Source organism: Cuneatibacter sp. NSJ-177, assembly GCF_022867805.1.
In the GTDB taxonomy this organism is placed as follows: Bacteria; Bacillota; Clostridia; order Lachnospirales; family Lachnospiraceae; genus Pseudolachnospira.
Map to the genome: position 1 here is coordinate 467,496 of NZ_JALIFO010000001.1, position 17,379 is coordinate 484,874.

Genomic DNA, 17,379 nt, shown 5'->3' on the forward strand with positions numbered 1-17,379 from the left:
ATTTTATCAGATGATCCGCAAATAGATTCGCTATTAAGACCAAAGGAGAATTAGGCGGGGCGGATGACCCTGCTTTTAGTCGGGGAGGGAGATCAAACATGCTGGGGGACTGTCATATCCATGTGATCATGGATGGAGAAAATTACCGGAGGGCGGTGGACCGGCATCGGGACGCCGTGCAGGAAGAGGTGATCCGCAGATGCTTTTCCGAGTACCAAAGCAGGGGTATAACCTTCCTTCGGGAAGGCGGCGATTCCTACCATGTCTCGGAGAGGGCCAGGGACCTGGCGCCGGAGTATGGAATCGAATACCGGACGCCTCTGTTTGCCATCCACAAGAAGGGACATTACGGAGGGATTGTAGGTTACGGTTTTGAGACCATGGAGGAATATCGGAATCTCATCTGCCTCGCCAAGGAAAAGAAAAGTGATTTTATAAAAATCATGGTCAGCGGATTGATTGATTTTTCCCAGGTCGGGGTATTATCGGAGGAAGGGCTGGACCGGGAGACGATTCGGGAGATGATCTGGGTGGCCCATGAGGAAGGTTTTGCGGTCATGGCCCACACCAACGGCGCGAAAAACGCAATGGACGCCATCGAGGCAGGTGTGGATTCCCTGGAACACGGTGCTTTTATGGACGAGGAATGCGTGTGCGCATTGGCGGAGTCCGATACGGTGTGGGTGCCGACGCTGTCGCCATGTCTCAATATGCTCGGCTGCGGCCGGTACGACGATGGCGTTTTAGAAGAGATCGGAGCGATCCACAAAGAACGGATCCGGCAGGCGATTGACCGGAAGGCAAAGCTGGCCCTGGGCAGCGACGCAGGCGCCTGGCAGGTGCCCCATGGAAAAGGAACGGAGACAGAGCTTTTCCTTATGCTTGATTCCTATCCGCAAAAGGACGCCATGCTGGCGGTTCTTTGGGAGGGCGAGCAGGAAATCCGGCGGCGTTTTCGAAGAAAATAAGAGGGTCATACTACAAATTTATACCCCAGCCCCCGCACAGTCAGGATGTGGCGGGGGTCTTTGGGATTTTCTTCGATTTTTCCCCGCAGGTGGTTGATGTGGACCATGACGGTATTTTCATCCACGCCCCAGTCCCCCCAGATCTGCCGGTAAAGCTGCTCTTTGGAGAACACTTGGCCGATGTGCTCCAGAAAAAAAGAAAATAACAGCGTCTCTTTAGAGGACAGGAGGATTTCCTGTCCTTCTTTTTTTGCACGGAGCGTGGTCCGGTCAAAGGAGAAGGGACCTGCCTCGATCAAGGTTCCGGACTGGCTTTGAAGAATTTCGTTCCGGCGGATCATGGCTTTCACCTTGGCGCCCAGCACCACTGGATTAAAGGGCTTTGTGATGTAGTCGTCCGCCCCCAGCTCCAGACCGTAGAGCGTGTCATAGTCTTCATTTTTTCCGCTGACGATAATGACCGGTGTCAGATTGCGGGACCGGCGGATCTTCTCCAAAAACTGAAACCCGTCCATTCCTCCCATGGTGATGTCAAGAAGAATGAGATCATAGGTCCTGCGGCGCAGGGCAAAAAGCGCTTCCTCTCCGCTGGAAACTGCCTCGGATTTTAGTTGATTGCTGGTCAGCACTTTGCCGAGAAGCCGTTGGATCACTGGGTCATCATCTACGATCAATACCGTTTCGCACGCCATAATCAGGTGGATTCCTTTCCGGGAATTTGATACACTGATTATATCGTAAAATGGGTGTTCCGACAATTGCTTTTTGTGCGGACGAGCCCGGCAGAAAAGAGGCAGCGGCGGAAATTCTGCTGTCGTACGGGAAAAGAAAACGTCGATTCTTAACAAATTTTAAGGTGCGTTTAGAGTCATTTAAGGAGGAGCTGATAGGATGGAAGCATCAGGAAAAACAAGTAAGCCAAACAGTAAGAAGGTGAAGCGAATCGGAGAAGAAAAGGGGAGCGAAAGTAAGATACCTTTTTCCCGGAACATCCGTCTTTTGTTTGCAGCGGTCCTGCTGACAGCTGCCCTGTTCGGGGTGTCGGTATACGGAGTTCTCTCCAACTATCAGGAAAATCTCCTTCAGAATCAGGAAAAACAGCTGAGTATGATCGCAGAGAATGTTTCCAACAGCCTGGAAGTTTTGATCAGAGAATACCAGCAGGAGATGGAAGCTCTGATAAGAACGGAGGCGTTTCAGGAAGCGGCAAAGAGGGCGGACCGTGGGGACAAGGAGATGGCGGAAGCCATTCTTTGGGCGGAACAAACCGCAAAACAGCCGCTTTTATCCGGCGCAGCGTACCTGGCGGACGGGGAAGCGGACGCTATCCTTCCGGAAACGGACGTCACCTACCAAAAAACGCTGACCAAGACAGGGACATCTGCGCGGATGGAAGTGGTTGCCGACGGCAGCCGTGCCTATTATCTTCGTCTGACCAGAGAAAATCCGTCCGGCGGAAGGCTGGTGTTTTATCTCAGTCTGTCGGAACTTTACCAGAAGACAGCCGCCTACATTAAGATGGGGGAAAAGGGCTATGTGATGGTAAAAGACTCGGATGGCGTCATCTTGATGCACTCTTTAGAAGAACAGATCGGTCAGAATGTGATTGCCGACCGGCAGGCAGAACATCCGGACTATGATTTCAGCGAACTAAAGGAACTGGTGGCCAGGCAAAAAAGCGGGGAGACCGGCGTGCAGGTCTATCATTCTTACTGGTGGGCCGAGGAGGAGCCGCACCGCGTGAAGAAAATTTCCGCTTTCACACCTGCCTTGGCGGGAGATGATTTCCTGATCGTCAGCGCGGTCATCGACTACGAGGAACTGGCCGTTCCGATCCATGAGGGCGCGGTGAAGATGCTGCTGGTGATCGGCGGATTCGGAGCTTTGCTGTTGCTGCTCTTTTTCAGCTTGATGCTTTCACTGAGAAGCCGGAGCCGGATGCAGCGAGAAAACGATCGCCTTCGCCAGCTCAATGAACAGCTGGAAGAATTGCGCCGCCGGGAGGAGATTCTGGCCCACAAACAAAGGCTGGAGCTGATCGGCACGATGACCGGTGGGATTGCCCATGAATTCAATAACCTGCTCACTCCCATCATGGGCTATTCTGCGCTGCTTTTGGCAGACGAAGAGGACGGAGAGGGAGAACGCCGGGAAGAACTTCAGGAAATCTATGATTCGGCGGTGAAAGCAAAGGAAATCATCGATCAGATTTCCCGGTTCAGCGGAAAAAATTCGGAGAAAACCTTCCGGAACATCGCTGTGACGCCGGTGATTCAAAATGCGTTGAACCTGGCTCTCTCCGGACAGAAAAGGAAAGTGAAGCTTCAGTGCTCCCTGGCCGGTTCCGAGTACCGAATCCAGGGAAATCCGACTCAGCTGCAGCAGATTATCTTGAATCTCTGCACCAACGCATTTTACGCGATGCAGGGCCGGGAGGACGCGGCGCTAGTGGTGGAAAGCGAGGTTCTGCGGCCGGAAAAGAAAAAGGATCCTTTCTTTAAAGGAAAAGAAAAACAGTTATTTTATCGCTTGACGATTCAGGATAACGGCTGCGGAATGGAGCCGGAGGTCCTGGAACAGATTTTTGTTCCCTTTTTTACGACCAAAAAAGCCGGAGAGGGAACCGGCCTCGGACTGGCGGTGGTTCACCGGATGGTGGAAGCCCATGGAGGCCATATTTGTGTGGAAAGTACGGTGGGAACAGGCACAAAATTTGTGATCTACCTGCCGGTATGGACAGAAAAAACGGCATAGGCGCCGCGGTTTAACAGGAGCCTTGCCGAAAACCAGGAGGGAAAGACCATGACATTGGCAATCTTAGGTTTTTTGACGATGGCTCTGATTATCGTTCTGCTTTTAAAGGCAAAGACGGTACCCGCAATCGCTTTTATCGCGGTGCCGACGGTGACGGCTTTTTTAGCTGGTTTTTCAGTGGAGGAAATCGGCGGATTTATTAAAAGCGGCGTCGCCGATACGGCCAGCACCGCCTGTCTGTTTATTTTCTCGATCTTATTTTTTGGAATCATGAGTGATACGGGCATGTTTGACCGGATCATCGACGCTCTGGTGAAGAAGGCGGGAAATAGTGTGATTGCAATTACAATGCTGACTGCGCTGATTGCAATGATCGGCCATCTGGACGGTTCGGGCGCTTCGACGTTTCTGATCACGATTCCTGCGATGCTGCCGATTTATAAGCGGATGAATATCCGCAATACGACTTTGCTTACCATCTGTGTGGCCGCCATGGGCGTGATGAACCTGCTGCCCTGGGGCGGACCGACCATGCGGACGGCCAGCGTCATTGAGGTGGATGCGACGCTGCTGTGGAAAGAGCTGATCCCAATGCAGGTCGTCGGTATTGTGCTGGCGTTTGCGGTAGCGTTTATTCTTGGCAGAATCGAGCTGAAACGGGGAGCCGGGTTAGACGGCGCACTGGCGGCGGAGCATATGGCAGAAGAAAAGAAAGTCAATGAATTGGCCCGTCCGAAGCTGTTTTGGTTTAATATTGTTTTAACACTGGCTGTGATCTTAATCCTGACCTTTGTTGATGTTCCTTCCTATTACGTGTTTATGATCGGCGTGGCGATTGCTCTTCTTGTGAACTATCCGGGGGAAAAGGTGCAGAGCAAGATTATTAAATCCCACTCCGGGGCCGCCATCATGATGGCCTCCACCTTGTTAACCGCAGGCGTACTTCTCGGTATTCTGGAGGAGAGCGGAATGATGGATTCGATGGCCACCGCACTGGTCAATATTCTGCCGGAATTTTTAGGGCCGCATCTGGCCGTGGTGATTGGAATTTTGTCCGTGCCTCTGGCGCTGGTATTCTGTACGGATTCCTATTTCTATGGAGTTCTGCCGATTATGATCGGCGTCGGCGCCAAATATGGCCTGTCCGCCATGGAGATGGGCATTGCCATGGTGGTCTGCCGCAACTGCGCCACCTTTATCAGCCCAGTGGTCCCCGCCACATTTCTCGGCTGCGGGCTGGCCGAAGTGGAGATCCAGGACCATATCAAACACTCCTTCCTGTGGGTCTGGGCCATCAGCGGAGTCTGCCTGATCGCCGGAATTTGTTTTGGGATAATCCGCGTGTGATTTTGCATATATTGTATTATCATCCTTCTTGAAATGGAAAGAGGACTGTCTTCGGGCGGTCCTTTTTCTTTTTTGCTTCTGAGGTGAAAACGATAACAAAAATGTAAAATATGTTGCCTTTTCGTGTTATTGTTTCGCGCATTTTTGGATGCTACTATGGGGACATCCAATCGAAATGAGAGAAAAGGAGGAGAGAGGATGAAGGTGATTCGGTGGCTGGACCGAAATCTGGAAGAATGCTGCATGGCGGTGCTCTTGGTACTGATTGCCTGCATTATGATGGCACAGGTGATCATGCGGTATCTTTTTAAGGCATCCATGCCCTGGCCGGAGGAGTGCTGCCGGTATCTGTGGGTGGCCACGACGTGTTTTAGCCTTGGCTATGTCGTGCAGAAGGATAATGCGTTAAAAGTGGAGATTGTCATGGGGATGCTCCCGGAAAAAGGAAAAATGGTGGTGGAGATGGGGATCCGGATCTTGATGATGCTGCTGCACGGGTATATGGCTTACCATACATTCCTTTCCATGGCGGCGCTTCGTGCGTCCGGGCAGCTATCGCCTGCCATGAAGATGCCGGTCTGGATATTATACCTGGTTCTGGGAATCGGATTTGCGCTCGGCGCGGTCCGCTATCTGGAGCAGGTGGTCCGCGGAGTTAGAAAGGGGAAGACGATATGCTGACTGCGTTATTGTTGGTTTTTCTGGTTGGCCTGGTGATGAGTGTTCCGATTGCATTGACCATGCTTTTGGCCACCTTAATACCGGGGTGGATCAGCAGCAGTTTTGCTGCGGACACGGCCTTCATTGTGCGGGGAATCATCGGTGGCGCCGACAGCACGCCGATCATTGCCGTGCCCCTTTTCATGCTTTCCGGTATTGTGATGGCAAGGGGCGGAATCTCGGAGAAACTGTTTAACGTATTTGCCTACCTGTTCGGGAAAATGCGGGCTGGGCTTCCCTGCACGGTGATTATCACCTGCCTGTTTTACGGAGCGATTTCTGGTTCCGGACCCGCCACCTGCGCGGCGGTGGGAACCATGGGGATTCCGGTTTTGCTGAAAATGGGATACGACCGGGTTTTCTGCGGCGCGATCATCGGCACCGCCGGAGGGTTGGGAGTGATTATCCCGCCGAGTATTCCTTTCATTCTTTTCGGCATTGCCACCGGGGCCTCCGTTGGAAATCTGTTCCTGGGCGGTATTCTTCCGGGAATTCTGATTGCCTTGTGCCTGTGCGGATACGCCATTTTTTACTGTACGCGGCACGGAGAAGATAAAAATGCCATCAACGCATATGTGGGGGGACTCCGGGCCAGAGGATTCGGCAAGGTGTTTCTGGAAAGTTTTTGGGCGTTGCTGACCCCGGTCATTATCCTGGGAGGAATTTACTCCGGCGCCGTGACGCCGACGGAAGCGGCCTGCATTTCCGTATTTTACTCCCTGATCGTTGCTTTTTTTATCTATCGGACGATCCGGATCCGGGATTTGTGGCCGATTTTGACGGAGTCGATCCGCTCTTATGCGCCGCTGTGCCTGATGCTGACGCTGGCCACCGTGTTGGGGAGAGTTTTGACGCTGCTGCAGCTTCCGAACACGATTTCCCAGTTTATCACGGCCCATTTCAACAACCGGTATCTGTTCCTTCTGGTGCTGGTCTTGATCCTTTTGGTACTGGGGATGTTCATGGACTGCGCGCCGGCAATCATGATTCTGGGACCGATGCTGCTGCCGGTGGCAAAGGCCCTGGGGATCAACGAGATTCACCTTGGCGTCATCATGGTGGTGGATCTGGCGGTTGGATTTATCACTCCGCCCTTCGGCGTCAATCTGTTCGTGGCCAGCCGGTTGATCGACGTGCCGGTGCTGACCTTGGGAAAACGGGTGATTCCTTTCATCATCACATTTTTGGCGGCGCTGTTGCTGATCACTTATATTCCGGCATTGAGTCTGATGTTTTTGTAGGTTTTAAGAGGAATGACATCGCCTGAACAAGGCGGAGGACAAGCTTTCATAATAAGGAGGAAAATATGAAGAGCAAAAGATTTTTGGCATGGGGAATGGCGGTTTTGATGATGGCCGGTCTGACCGGCTGCGGCGGAAACACCGAGACAACAGCGGCATCGGGGAGCACGGCGGCGGCCCCGGTAACCACGGAGGCGGCGGAAGCCGGGTCAACCAAGGCGGAAACCACAGCAGCCGAAAAGACTACGGCTCCGTCCGGCGGCGCGGCTTCATCCGGTGCCGAAGCGCTCCCGGTGGACAGCGCGGCCTTTGAGGCGGCGGACGCCCCCTCTTTCCAGATCATCCTGGGACACGGGACGTCGGAAACCCAGCTGGGAGGCAAAAACTGCGCCGCTTTTGCCAAGGAGGTGGAAGCGCGCTCCAACGGCAAAATCACCTGTCAGGTCTACCCCAACGGCCAGCTGGGAAGCGACGCCGAAAATTACACCAGCACCCAGCAGGGAACCATTCAGATGAGCTGGATGGCCACAGGTTCTTATGTCAGCTACATACCGGAAGTGGGAATCCTTAGCATGCCGATGTACTTTGAGAGCGCGGACAAATGTTACGAACTGCTCTTAAGGGGGACTGCGTTCCGTGGTGCGCTGGATCAGGTGTTTCAGGACAATGGCCTGGTCTGCATTGGGATTTCCCCCACGGCATTCCGAACCATGACCAGCAGCAAAAAGATTGAAACCATGGAGGATTTCAAAGGAATCAATATCCGGACCACGGACGACCAGTATCAGATGAAATTCTGGAACGATCTTGGCTGCAATGCCACGCCTTTGGCTTTCTCCGAGCTGTATCTCGCTCTCCAGCAGGGGCTGATGGACGCGGAGGAAAATCCCCTCGACACAGTCGTGAACAACAATCTGGGCGAAGTGCAAAAGTATGTGGTGACGACAAACCATGTTCCGTTTATCTCCACCTTCATGATGAACAAAGCGTTTTTCGATTCCATGCCGGCGGATTATCAAAATCTGGTCATCAATATTTTGGATGAGATCGCTGCAGACAATATGGCTCATTATGATGAGATCAACGATTCCGCTTTGAATACGCTGATCAGCCAGAACGGCTGCGAGGTCTGCGAGCTAAGCGGTGATGTCCTGAAAGCCATGCGCGAGACCGGCGAGCCGATCTGGAAGAGCATGCAGGATGAATTGGGCGAGGAAATCTCATCGGCTTTTAACACTACCATGCAGGAGATTCAGTAGGAACATAGATAGGAGGGTTTTTGATGGCATTACGTTTACCCGGAAAAAAAGCGGTGATCGTCGGCGGGGCGTCGGATATGGCCCAGGCGGCGAACCGGATCTTTTTGGAGGAAGGGGCCGACCTGTTTCTGATTGATTTCAATGAAACGGCGTTAAGAGAGTTTAAGGAGAGCGAGCCGGAGTATGCCGGACGGATTCATCTATATCCGGCGGATGTGACGTCGCCGGAGCAGATAGAAAAAGCGTTTCAGACCGCAGAGGAGGTCATGGGACGGATCGATATCTTGGTCAACATCGCCGGCATTATCCGGCACCATCCCATCACGGAGATGAGCTATGAGGATTGGAACGCGGTGCTGCGCGTAAATTTGACCGGCTATTTCCATACCTGCAAGAATGCGGTTCCCTATATGAAGGCGCAGAGATACGGGCGGATCGTCAATATCGCATCGATTGGAGGGAGAACCGGCCGTCCCGGCTGCGGCTGCAACTATTCCGCCTCCAAGGCCGGAGTGGTTGGCCTGACCCAGGCGCTGGCGAAGGAACTGGCGCCCTGGTCCATCACGGTCAACGCCGTGGCGCCCGGCCCGCTGAAGGGAAAGATGTTTTATTCCATGACTAAGGAACAGCAGGAAAAGCTGGAGGAGGGGATTCCTCTCGGCGAATTGGGGGATATGGACCAGATTGCCTACGCTATTTTGTTTCTGGCCTCAGATGAAGCCTCCTACGCCACGGGGGAAGTGTTTGATATCAACGGTGGGCTGTATATTTAAAAAATCGGGAGGCTGTGATGAAACAAAAGGAACTCTGCGTGGCGGTGATCGGAACCGGCTATGCCGGACGGCTCCACAGTGAGGCGTACCGGAAGGTCGGCGGGATCCAGGTACGGCTGAAAACCGTGGTGGATATCGATCTTCCAAAGGCCAGCGCCTTTCAGGCGAGGTACGGCTATGAGAAGGTGGAGGCGGATTTTGAAACGGTCCTGGGGGATCCGGAGATCGATGTGATCGACATCTGCACGCCCCCCTTCCTCCACACCGGCATGATCGTAAAAGCTCTGGAAGCGGGAAAACATGTGATCTGTGAAAAGCCGCTGAACGGATATTTCGGAAATCCGGGGGATCCGGAGCCCATCGGAAAGAACGTGTCCAAACGGGATATGGCCCGTCACGTCCAAAGGGAGATGGAAAGGATCCGCTCCGTTTTAAAACGGTCGGAAAAGAAGTTCTGTTATGCGGAAAACTATGTCTATGCCGCTGCCATTCAGAAAGCGGCGGAGCTGATTTCCCACAAAAAAAGCCGGATTCTATTTATGAAAGGGGAGGAGAGTCTAAAAGGCTCCATCTCCCAGGAAGCCGGAAAATGGAGCCAGATCGGCGGCGGCGCCTTGATCCGGGCGGGCTGCCATCCTCTTTCCAGCATGCTGGTTTTGAAGATGACGGAGGCCAAAGCAAGAGGAGAGAAATTTGCGGTAAAAAGCGTGCAGGCGGATATGGGACAGGTGCTTCCTTCCCTGAATCCGGAGGAGCGGATATATTTAAAGGCGAAGCCGGACGATGTGGAGGACTTCGCCAATGTGACCGTAACTTTTGCGGACGGGACCAAAGCCGTGGCGATGGCTTCGGACTTATATATGGCGGGTACCAGAGGCTATGCAGAAATCTATTGCCATGACGCCGCATATCTCTGCAAGATTTCTCCGGGCCGGATCCTGGACAGCTATTTCCTCGACGAAGCCGGGTTGGAAGACGTCTCCTTGTCCGAGATGTGTCCTTCCAAACTGGGATGGAATCCGTCCTGGATTGCTGACGATGTCATCCGGGGATATCTGGGAGAGATACAGGATTTTGCGGAAGCGATTACGGAAGACCGGGAGCCGTTTTGTAATTTTGAAGTGGCTTATCAGACCATGCGGGTGCTCTATGCGGCGTATGAGTCGGCGGAATCCGGACGTTTGGTGGAGTTGAAAGGAGAGTAAAACGATGGCGAGAAAATATTCAATGGCCCATCTGGGGTGTCTGTCTTGGACTCCGGCGGAGATGATCTACTGTGCCAAAGCCATTGGCTACGACTATGTCAGTATCCGGATTTTGCCGATGGGAGTGGAAGCGGAGTTCGATTATGACTTTACCAGGCATCCGGAGCTCCTCCGGCTGACCAGGCAGTCCATGGAGGAAACCGGCGTGGGAATCCATGACATTGAGCTGGCGAAGATTCACGACCACTCGGATGTCCCCTCCTTTGAAGCCTCCTTTGAGGCGGCGGCTGATCTGGGGGCAAAAGCCGTGATCAGCAGTATCTGGACCGAAGACCGGGAGCGGTATCTGGAACAGTTTGCCCAGGTCTGCGATCTGGCGGCACAGTATGGGCTTCGGGTCGGGTTGGAATTCGTAACCTGGGCCACAATCTGGAATTTAAAACAGGCGAGAGAAGTTCTGGAGTTGGTCAACCGGCCCAATGCCGGTCTGATGATCGATACGCTCCATGCCCACCGGTCGCGGGTGTCCTTAAAAGAGTTGGAAGAATGCCCCAAGGAATGGTTTGATTTTGCCCACGTCTGCGGCGGACCGGTGGAAATCCCGGACCGCACGGATCTGGAAAACCTGATTTATTACGGCAGGGAAGACCGGTTTTACCTGACGGACCCGGAAAATGGAGTGGACGCGGCGGGGATGATCCGAAGGATGCGGGAGGACACCGTGCTTTCCCTGGAACTGCCAAACACGAAACACGCGCGGGAATGGGGGATTTTTGAACACGAAAGAAGGGTTCTTCAGACAACAAAAGAGTATCTGAAAAAAGCCGGTTTGGACTAAAACTAAGCGGCGCGGCGGTGTGGAAACTTCCATACCGCCGTTTTTTCAGTGGAAAATTCCTCCGGAATTACCGATCGAAAAAACGCTCCCCTAAGAAAGCGCAGGGCAAAAGAAATATTCGTCCTCTTGAAACCGCTTCCTTCCTATGTTACACTGAAAGCCAGAAAAAAGGAGGCCGATATGTACAAGATTTTTTTGGTGGAGGACGACGAAGTCATTGCCTCCGCGATCCAAAAACAGCTGTCATCCTGGGGATTTGAGTGCCGGACGGCGGCGGATTTTCAAAATGTGCTCTCCGAGTTTGCCGCCTATGCCCCTCATCTGGTGATTCTGGATATCATGCTCCCGTTTTTTAACGGCTATCACTGGTGTACGGAGATCCGGAAGATATCCCAGGTTCCCATTTTGTTTCTCTCCTCTGCCTCGGACAATATGAATCTGGTCATGGCCGTCAACATGGGCGGCGATGATTTCCTGGCGAAGCCTTTTGATCGGGAGGTTTTGACCGCGAAAGTCCAGGCGCTTTTGCGGCGGGCATACGATTTCGGCACGCCTTCCAATCTTCTGGAACACAGAGGCGCGATTCTGAATCTGAACGATGCGACGCTGACCTATCAGGGCGAGACCATAGCCCTGACCAGAAATGATTTTAAAATTTTGCAGATGCTCTTGGAAAACAAGGGGCGGACAGTCAGCCGGGACAAGCTGATGACCAGGCTGTGGGAGACCGACAGCTATGTGGATGAGAACACGCTGACGGTCAATATTACCCGGCTGCGCCGGAAGCTGGAAGCCGCCGGGCTGACGGATTTCATCGTGACGAAAAAAGGAATGGGGTATTTGATCGAATGAACAGGAAACGAAAGGAGAGCGGCGCTCCAATCGCCAGCTATGTCAGAAGACACCGGGTTGGTTTTCTTGCCTTCCTTTTATTTGCCTTGATTTTCAGCGTCGTGCTGTCGCTCTACCAGCTGCCGGTGGAGGCGGTGTTCTACGCCTCTTTGCTCTGCCTGGTGGCCGGAGTGCTGATTTTTGGCGTGGATTATCTTCACTATTGGAAAACGCATCAGTTTCTCGTGGAGCTGCGGCATCGGATTACCCTGGGACTTACCGACTTGCCGGAACCTGGGGATCTGTTGGAAGCAGACTACCAGGCGCTTCTGTCCATCGACCACGAAGATAAAATTCGTCTGATTTCCGAGGCGGATAAATCAAAAAGCGATATGCTGGAATACTATACGATGTGGGCGCACCAGATTAAAACGCCGATCTCAGCGATGCGCCTCTTGCTTTCCGAGGAGGACGGGAAAGAGTACGGCGAACTTTCCAGCGAGCTGTTTTCCATTGAGCAGTATGTGGAGATGGTGCTGTCTTATCTTCGCCTGGACAGCGAGAGCAGCGATCTGGTCGTCAGATGGCAGCCGTTAGATGCCATTGTGCGTCAGGCGGTGCGGAAGTTTGCGGCCCAGTTTGTCCGGAGAAAAGTGGCTCTGGCATACACAGGCGTCGAAACCATGGTGCTGACCGATGAAAAATGGCTGCTTTTTGTCGTGGAACAAGTTCTTTCCAATGCCTTAAAATACACGCCGAAAGGAACCATTTCCATCTATCTGGAGCCGGAACAGACTTTGGTCATCGAGGATACCGGCATTGGAATCGCGGCGGAAGATCTCCCCCGGATTTTCGAGAAAGGCTTTACCGGCTACAATGGCCGCACGGATAAGAAATCCACAGGAATCGGCCTTTATCTCAGCCGGAGGATTCTGACAAAATTGTCCCATACCATTGTGATTGAATCCGAGCCGGGGAAGGGGACGCGGGTGAAAATCGGCCTCGCATCCGCCGAACTGGAAGTAGAATAAACGGCCGGACTAGCGGCTTTTATCAAAATAACAGGATCCTTACCGGATTGTAAGATTGCACCGGGGAAATGTAAGCCGAATCCATGGCAGCCATTTCCCCTTTTTGATACACTGTAGAGGAACAAAAGGAGGTCATTTTCATGGCGATGTTAGAAGTCAATAATTTGAAGAAAGTTTACACGACTCGTTTTGGCGGCACTCGCGTGCAGGCTCTTTCCAATGTTTCTTTCTCCGTGGAGCGGGGAGAATATGTGGCGATCATGGGGGAATCCGGTTCCGGTAAGACGACCCTGTTAAATATCCTTGCTTCCCTCGACAAACCGACCAGCGGAGAAGTGCTCTTAAACGGAAGGAGCATTGTCTCTTTGAAGGAGGCGGAGATCTCCGCGTTCCGGCGCGATAACCTGGGATTTGTTTTCCAGGATTTTAATCTGCTGGATACCTTCTCCATCAAGGACAATATTTTTCTCCCCTTAGTCCTCTCCGGCAAATCCTATCCGGAGATGGCAAAACGCTTGGCGCCCATTGCAAAGAAGCTGGGGATCGAGGAGATTTTGGAGAAATACCCTTATGAAGTCTCCGGCGGGCAGAAACAGCGGACCGCAGTGGCGCGGGCGCTGATCACGGAGCCGCAGCTGGTGCTGGCCGACGAGCCCACCGGCGCTCTGGACTCGCGGGCCTCCGACAGCCTGCTGCGCCTCTTCGGCCAGATCAATGAGGAAGGCCAGACGATCTTGATGGTCACCCACAGCACCAAAGCGGCCAGCCATGCAAAACGCGTGCTGTTCATCAAAGACGGGGAGGTGTTCCATCAGATCTACCGGGGCGGTCAGACTGCCGAGGCCATGTATCAGAAAATTTCCGATGCCTTGACTATGATGGCGACAGGCGGTGAGCGGGATGCGTAGAGGCTTTTATTTCAAGCTGGCCCTATCCAACATCCGGAAAAACGCCCAGACTTACGTGCCGTATCTCCTGACCGGCATTGCCTCGGTGATGATGTACTATATCATTTGTTCGCTGTCAAAAAACGAGGATTTCATGAACATGAAGGGCGGGGCCCAGATGAACTGGATCCTGCAAACCGGAACCGTGGTGGTGGGATTTTTCGCCTTCATCTTCCTGTTCTATACCAACAGTTTTTTGATTAAGCGGAGAAAAAAGGAGTTGGGCCTCTACAACATCCTGGGCATGGAAAAGCGGCATATTTTTAAAGTGCTGACCTATGAGACTTTGATGATCGCTGCTGCGGCCATTACCCTTGGAATTGTGGGCGGCCTGTTGTTCAGCAAGCTGGTGTTTCTCGGTATGCTGCGAATTTTAAGCCTTCAGGCGACCTTCGGCTTTCCGGTCTCGCTGCCTTCGGTCAGAAACACGGCAATTCTGTTTGCGGTGATTTATACCTGTACGCTGCTCAGCAACCTGCGGCAGATTCATCTGTCGAAGCCGGTGGAGCTGCTGAGGGGCGGCCGGGTCGGAGAGCGGGAGCCGAAGGCCAGGTTTCTGGTCACCATCTTGGGGCTTTTAAGCCTGGGCGGCGGCTATTGGATCGCTGTGACCACGGAAAATCCGATGACAATGATTATGCTGTTTTTTGTGGCTGTCATCCTGGTTATGATCGGGACCTATTGTCTCTTTACATCGGGGAGCATTGCCGTGCTGAAAGGGCTGCGGAAGAAGAAAACGTATTATTACAAAACCCAGCATTTTATCTCCGTCTCCGGCATGATGTACCGGATGAAACAGAACGCCGTGGGCCTTGCCAATATCTGCATTCTTTCCACAGCTGTGCTGGTGATGATCTCCTCGACGGTCAGTCTTTTTATCGGCATCGAGGATAATGTGGAGCGGCGTTACCCCCGTGATATCATGCTCAACGCCTATGAGAAAAATAATAACGATTGGGACGCGGTAGAAGCCACCATAGACCGGGAACTGGCGAAGCTGGGGCGGAGTAAGTCCAATGAGTTTCATTACGATTATCTGAGCATGGGGGCAAGAATCAAGGAGAATGAAGCGAGTCTTGATTTGGATCAGGATGATACCCTGGATGATGTATGGAATTTGTATTTTATCACTCCGGACAGCTTAAAAGAGTTGACTGGAGATACGGTTTCCCTGGGGGAGAATGAGGTGATCTTGTACACCGGAAACGGCAGATACGCCCCGGATACGCTGAAGCTGCTTTCCAGAGAGTTTCAGGTTCGCGAAAAGCGGGAGGAGGTGCTTCCAAGCGATGGGGACGGCGGAGGTATTTTCAAGAGCCTTTTCGTGGTGATTTCGGACCGGGAAACCATGGATTCCCTCTATGAGGAGCAACAAGCTTCCGGCACGGAATATACTTCCGAGATCCGCATTTGCCACGGAGTTGATATAGACGGGACGTCGGAAGAAAAGCTTCAGGCCGGAGAAAATGTATCGAAAGCCTTGAAGGATCAGGGATTTTCCGGATACACGGATATCAGAGAACAGAACCGGATCAATTATCTCAGCTTATACGGAGGTCTGTTTTTCCTGGGGATCTTCCTTGGCACCCTGTTCCTTTTGGCCACGGTTTTGATTATTTATTATAAACAGGTGTCCGAAGGATACGAGGATAAAGAACGGTTTGAGATCATGCAGAAGGTGGGGCTCAGCCGCCGGGAGGTAAAACGGACCATACACAGTCAGATTTTAACCGTGTTTTTCCTGCCTCTTTTGACAGCCGGAATCCATATTGCTTTCGCATTTCCCGCGGTCAAACGGATTTTGCTTGCGATCGGACTGGCGAATCAGACGCTGTTGGTCTTATGTACGCTGGGGTCATTCCTGGTATTTGCCGTGTTTTATATTGGAATTTACAGCTTGACCGCGCGGGTTTATGACAGAATCGTGCGGAGCTAGCGTTCGGGCGAGGCGTGTTTCATGGGCGAAACATGGGGCGGACGGCAGGATGGAACTGGTTTCTGTTGCCGGGACAAAGTGAAAATGAGATTCCGGCAGAATTTATGGAAAGGATGGTATGCAGATGAAAAAGAGAAATGGCGGCTGCGGCAGCATTGTAATTGGATTTTTGGCCTTGATTGCAATTTTTGTATTCTGGCTGGGAAGACCGCCGAAGAAAAGCTGATGAAGAATGGGCGTTCCGTCTAACGGAACGCCCATTCCGCTTTATGGGATGCGCCGGTTGTGATTTGCGATAGGGAAACTATAATTAGATATAGGAAGACGATATGAATTCGCAACAAAAATTAAGGAGGAGATATCATGTTACAGGCAAAAACGGGAACAAGCACAAACTCTTGTGCGAAGACGGCAGGTATGGAAGCGGCTAAGAAAGCAAAAGAAGGATTGTCCGGCGTGAAAGTCGCGCTTGCCTATGGAAGCTGTGCCTATGATTTGGATGCAATGCTGGCGGGAATTGCGGAAGAGCTGCCCGGCGTGCCCGTGATCGGAAATACCTCCTATACCGGTGTGATCACAGAAGACGGTTATGTCGGCGGCGGAGACCATTTCCTCGGCATGATGACATTGGCCGATCCGGAGATGGCAGTCGGCGTGGCGGCGATGGAAAAGAATCATTGTGCGGTGGAAGATGGAATCGCGGTGGCGAAGAAAGCCATGGAGCAGGCGGGAAAGACGACGCCTCCGGACTTCTTCTACATGGCCGCATCCCCGGCGGAAGAGGAATTCTATCTGAAAGGCATCACCAAAGTGATCGGCCGGGTTCCTTTCTTCGGCGGCAGCGCGGCGGACAACTCCATCTCCGGCGAGTGGAAGCTTTACACGGACCGCGGCGTGTTTGCCGACGGCGTGGTGGTGGCCTTCTTCTACACGAAGAAACCGATGGTAAACAAATACACCGGAGCTTACCGGGAGACAACGGACATGGGCATTATCACCAAGATCGACGGAAACCGGACCCTGGTTGAGATCGACGGAGAACCGGCTCTGGAGAAATATGCAGGCTGGAGAGGAATCCCGGCGGCTGAGCTGAAAGGAGCGAACCTTTTGGCTGCCAGCGTGACGTCCCCTCTGGGTGTGAAAGACCGCCTGGGCGATCTGGTGGCGATCCGTCACCCGATGAACGGAAACGACGACGGCTCCATGGCCATCGGAAATAATCTGGCGGCCGGAACCGCAGTGGTCCGGATGGAAGCCACCGTGGATGAGCTGATCGACTCCACAGGAGAAACGCTTCGCGAGGTGAAAGCGCAGATGCAGGAGCCTGCGGCCTACTTCCTGGTTCACTGCGGCGGCCGGAGAGCCGGGATCGACGGCCGGATCGGCGAGGTCGCGGAGCAGCTGAAAAAAGAGGCGGGCTCTGTGCCGTTTTTGGCGGAGTTTACCTTCGGCGAATATGGCTTTGAAGCCGACGGCAACAACACCTGCGGCGGACTGATGCTGTCCTTTACCGGGTTGGAGAAATAAAA

At 52.9% G+C, this 17,379-nt stretch carries 15 protein-coding genes; 14 read left to right on the forward strand and 1 reads right to left on the reverse strand.

The genetic code is table 11. The annotated features are described in order from the left end of the window. The first annotated feature begins 98 nt into the window (after positions 1 to 98). Positions 99 to 968 (forward strand): amidohydrolase family protein, encoded by an 870-nt coding sequence (locus tag MUB23_RS02085; protein ID WP_244798529.1) that lies wholly within the window; start codon positions 99 to 101, stop codon positions 966 to 968. 5 nt (positions 969 to 973) lie between these two features. Here MUB23_RS02085 and MUB23_RS02090 read toward each other — a convergent pair whose 3' ends face one another. Further along, positions 974 to 1,660 carry a response regulator transcription factor gene (locus tag MUB23_RS02090; protein ID WP_244798530.1) on the reverse strand — a complete coding sequence of 229 codons (687 nt, stop codon included), beginning with the start codon at positions 1,658 to 1,660 and terminating at the stop codon, positions 974 to 976. Between the two features lie 199 nt (positions 1,661 to 1,859). On the opposite strand from MUB23_RS02090, the gene MUB23_RS02095 reads away from it, so the two are divergent. The 13 genes from MUB23_RS02095 (at position 1,860) to MUB23_RS02155 (ending at position 17,377) form a co-directional block, all read left to right on the forward strand. Beyond that, positions 1,860 to 3,722, forward strand: coding sequence for a sensor histidine kinase (locus MUB23_RS02095; RefSeq protein ID WP_244798531.1), 1,863 nt, complete (start codon positions 1,860 to 1,862; stop codon positions 3,720 to 3,722). Positions 3,723 to 3,770: 48 nt separating this feature from the next. Beyond that, positions 3,771 to 5,069, forward strand: coding sequence for a CitMHS family transporter (locus MUB23_RS02100; protein WP_244798532.1), 1,299 nt, complete (start codon positions 3,771 to 3,773; stop codon positions 5,067 to 5,069). A 198-nt stretch (positions 5,070 to 5,267) separates the two neighbouring features. Continuing rightward, complete coding sequence (locus tag MUB23_RS02105; protein ID WP_244798533.1) at positions 5,268 to 5,750, forward strand: TRAP transporter small permease; 483 nt, start codon at positions 5,268 to 5,270, stop codon at positions 5,748 to 5,750. Further along, the gene (locus MUB23_RS02110; RefSeq protein ID WP_244798534.1) at positions 5,744 to 7,030 is read left to right on the forward strand and encodes a TRAP transporter large permease; all 1,287 of its coding nucleotides are present in this window, start codon (positions 5,744 to 5,746) and stop codon (positions 7,028 to 7,030) included. The genes MUB23_RS02105 and MUB23_RS02110 overlap by 7 nt, the downstream gene beginning before the upstream one ends. A 65-nt stretch (positions 7,031 to 7,095) precedes the next feature. Beyond that, positions 7,096 to 8,289 (forward strand): TRAP transporter substrate-binding protein, encoded by a 1,194-nt coding sequence (locus tag MUB23_RS02115; RefSeq protein WP_244798535.1) that lies wholly within the window; start codon positions 7,096 to 7,098, stop codon positions 8,287 to 8,289. 23 nt (positions 8,290 to 8,312) lie between these two features. Further along, positions 8,313 to 9,062, forward strand: a complete 750-nt coding sequence (locus tag MUB23_RS02120) for an SDR family NAD(P)-dependent oxidoreductase (RefSeq protein WP_244798536.1) — start codon at positions 8,313 to 8,315, stop codon at positions 9,060 to 9,062. 17 nt (positions 9,063 to 9,079) lie between these two features. Continuing rightward, entirely contained in the window at positions 9,080 to 10,267 is a 1,188-nt protein-coding gene (locus MUB23_RS02125) for a Gfo/Idh/MocA family protein (RefSeq protein ID WP_244798537.1), read from the forward strand. A 4-nt stretch (positions 10,268 to 10,271) separates the two neighbouring features. Continuing rightward, positions 10,272 to 11,105, forward strand: a complete 834-nt coding sequence (locus tag MUB23_RS02130) for a sugar phosphate isomerase/epimerase family protein (protein WP_244798538.1) — start codon at positions 10,272 to 10,274, stop codon at positions 11,103 to 11,105. Positions 11,106 to 11,285: 180 nt separating this feature from the next. After that, a complete protein-coding gene (locus MUB23_RS02135; protein WP_244798539.1) occupies positions 11,286 to 11,957 on the forward strand; it encodes a response regulator transcription factor in 672 nt (223 codons plus the stop codon). After that, on the forward strand, positions 11,954 to 12,967 hold the full coding sequence (locus tag MUB23_RS02140; RefSeq protein ID WP_244798540.1) for a sensor histidine kinase: 1,014 nt from the start codon (positions 11,954 to 11,956) through the stop codon (positions 12,965 to 12,967). Before MUB23_RS02135 ends, MUB23_RS02140 begins: the two co-directional genes overlap by 4 nt. Positions 12,968 to 13,107: 140 nt before the next feature. Continuing rightward, entirely contained in the window at positions 13,108 to 13,875 is a 768-nt protein-coding gene (locus tag MUB23_RS02145; protein WP_244798541.1) for an ABC transporter ATP-binding protein, read from the forward strand. Then, positions 13,868 to 15,850, forward strand: coding sequence for an ABC transporter permease (locus tag MUB23_RS02150; protein ID WP_244798542.1), 1,983 nt, complete (start codon positions 13,868 to 13,870; stop codon positions 15,848 to 15,850). Before MUB23_RS02145 ends, MUB23_RS02150 begins: the two co-directional genes overlap by 8 nt. A 363-nt stretch (positions 15,851 to 16,213) precedes the next feature. After that, positions 16,214 to 17,377 (forward strand): FIST signal transduction protein, encoded by a 1,164-nt coding sequence (locus MUB23_RS02155; RefSeq protein WP_244798543.1) that lies wholly within the window; start codon positions 16,214 to 16,216, stop codon positions 17,375 to 17,377. The last annotated feature ends 2 nt before the right edge of the window (positions 17,378 to 17,379 follow it).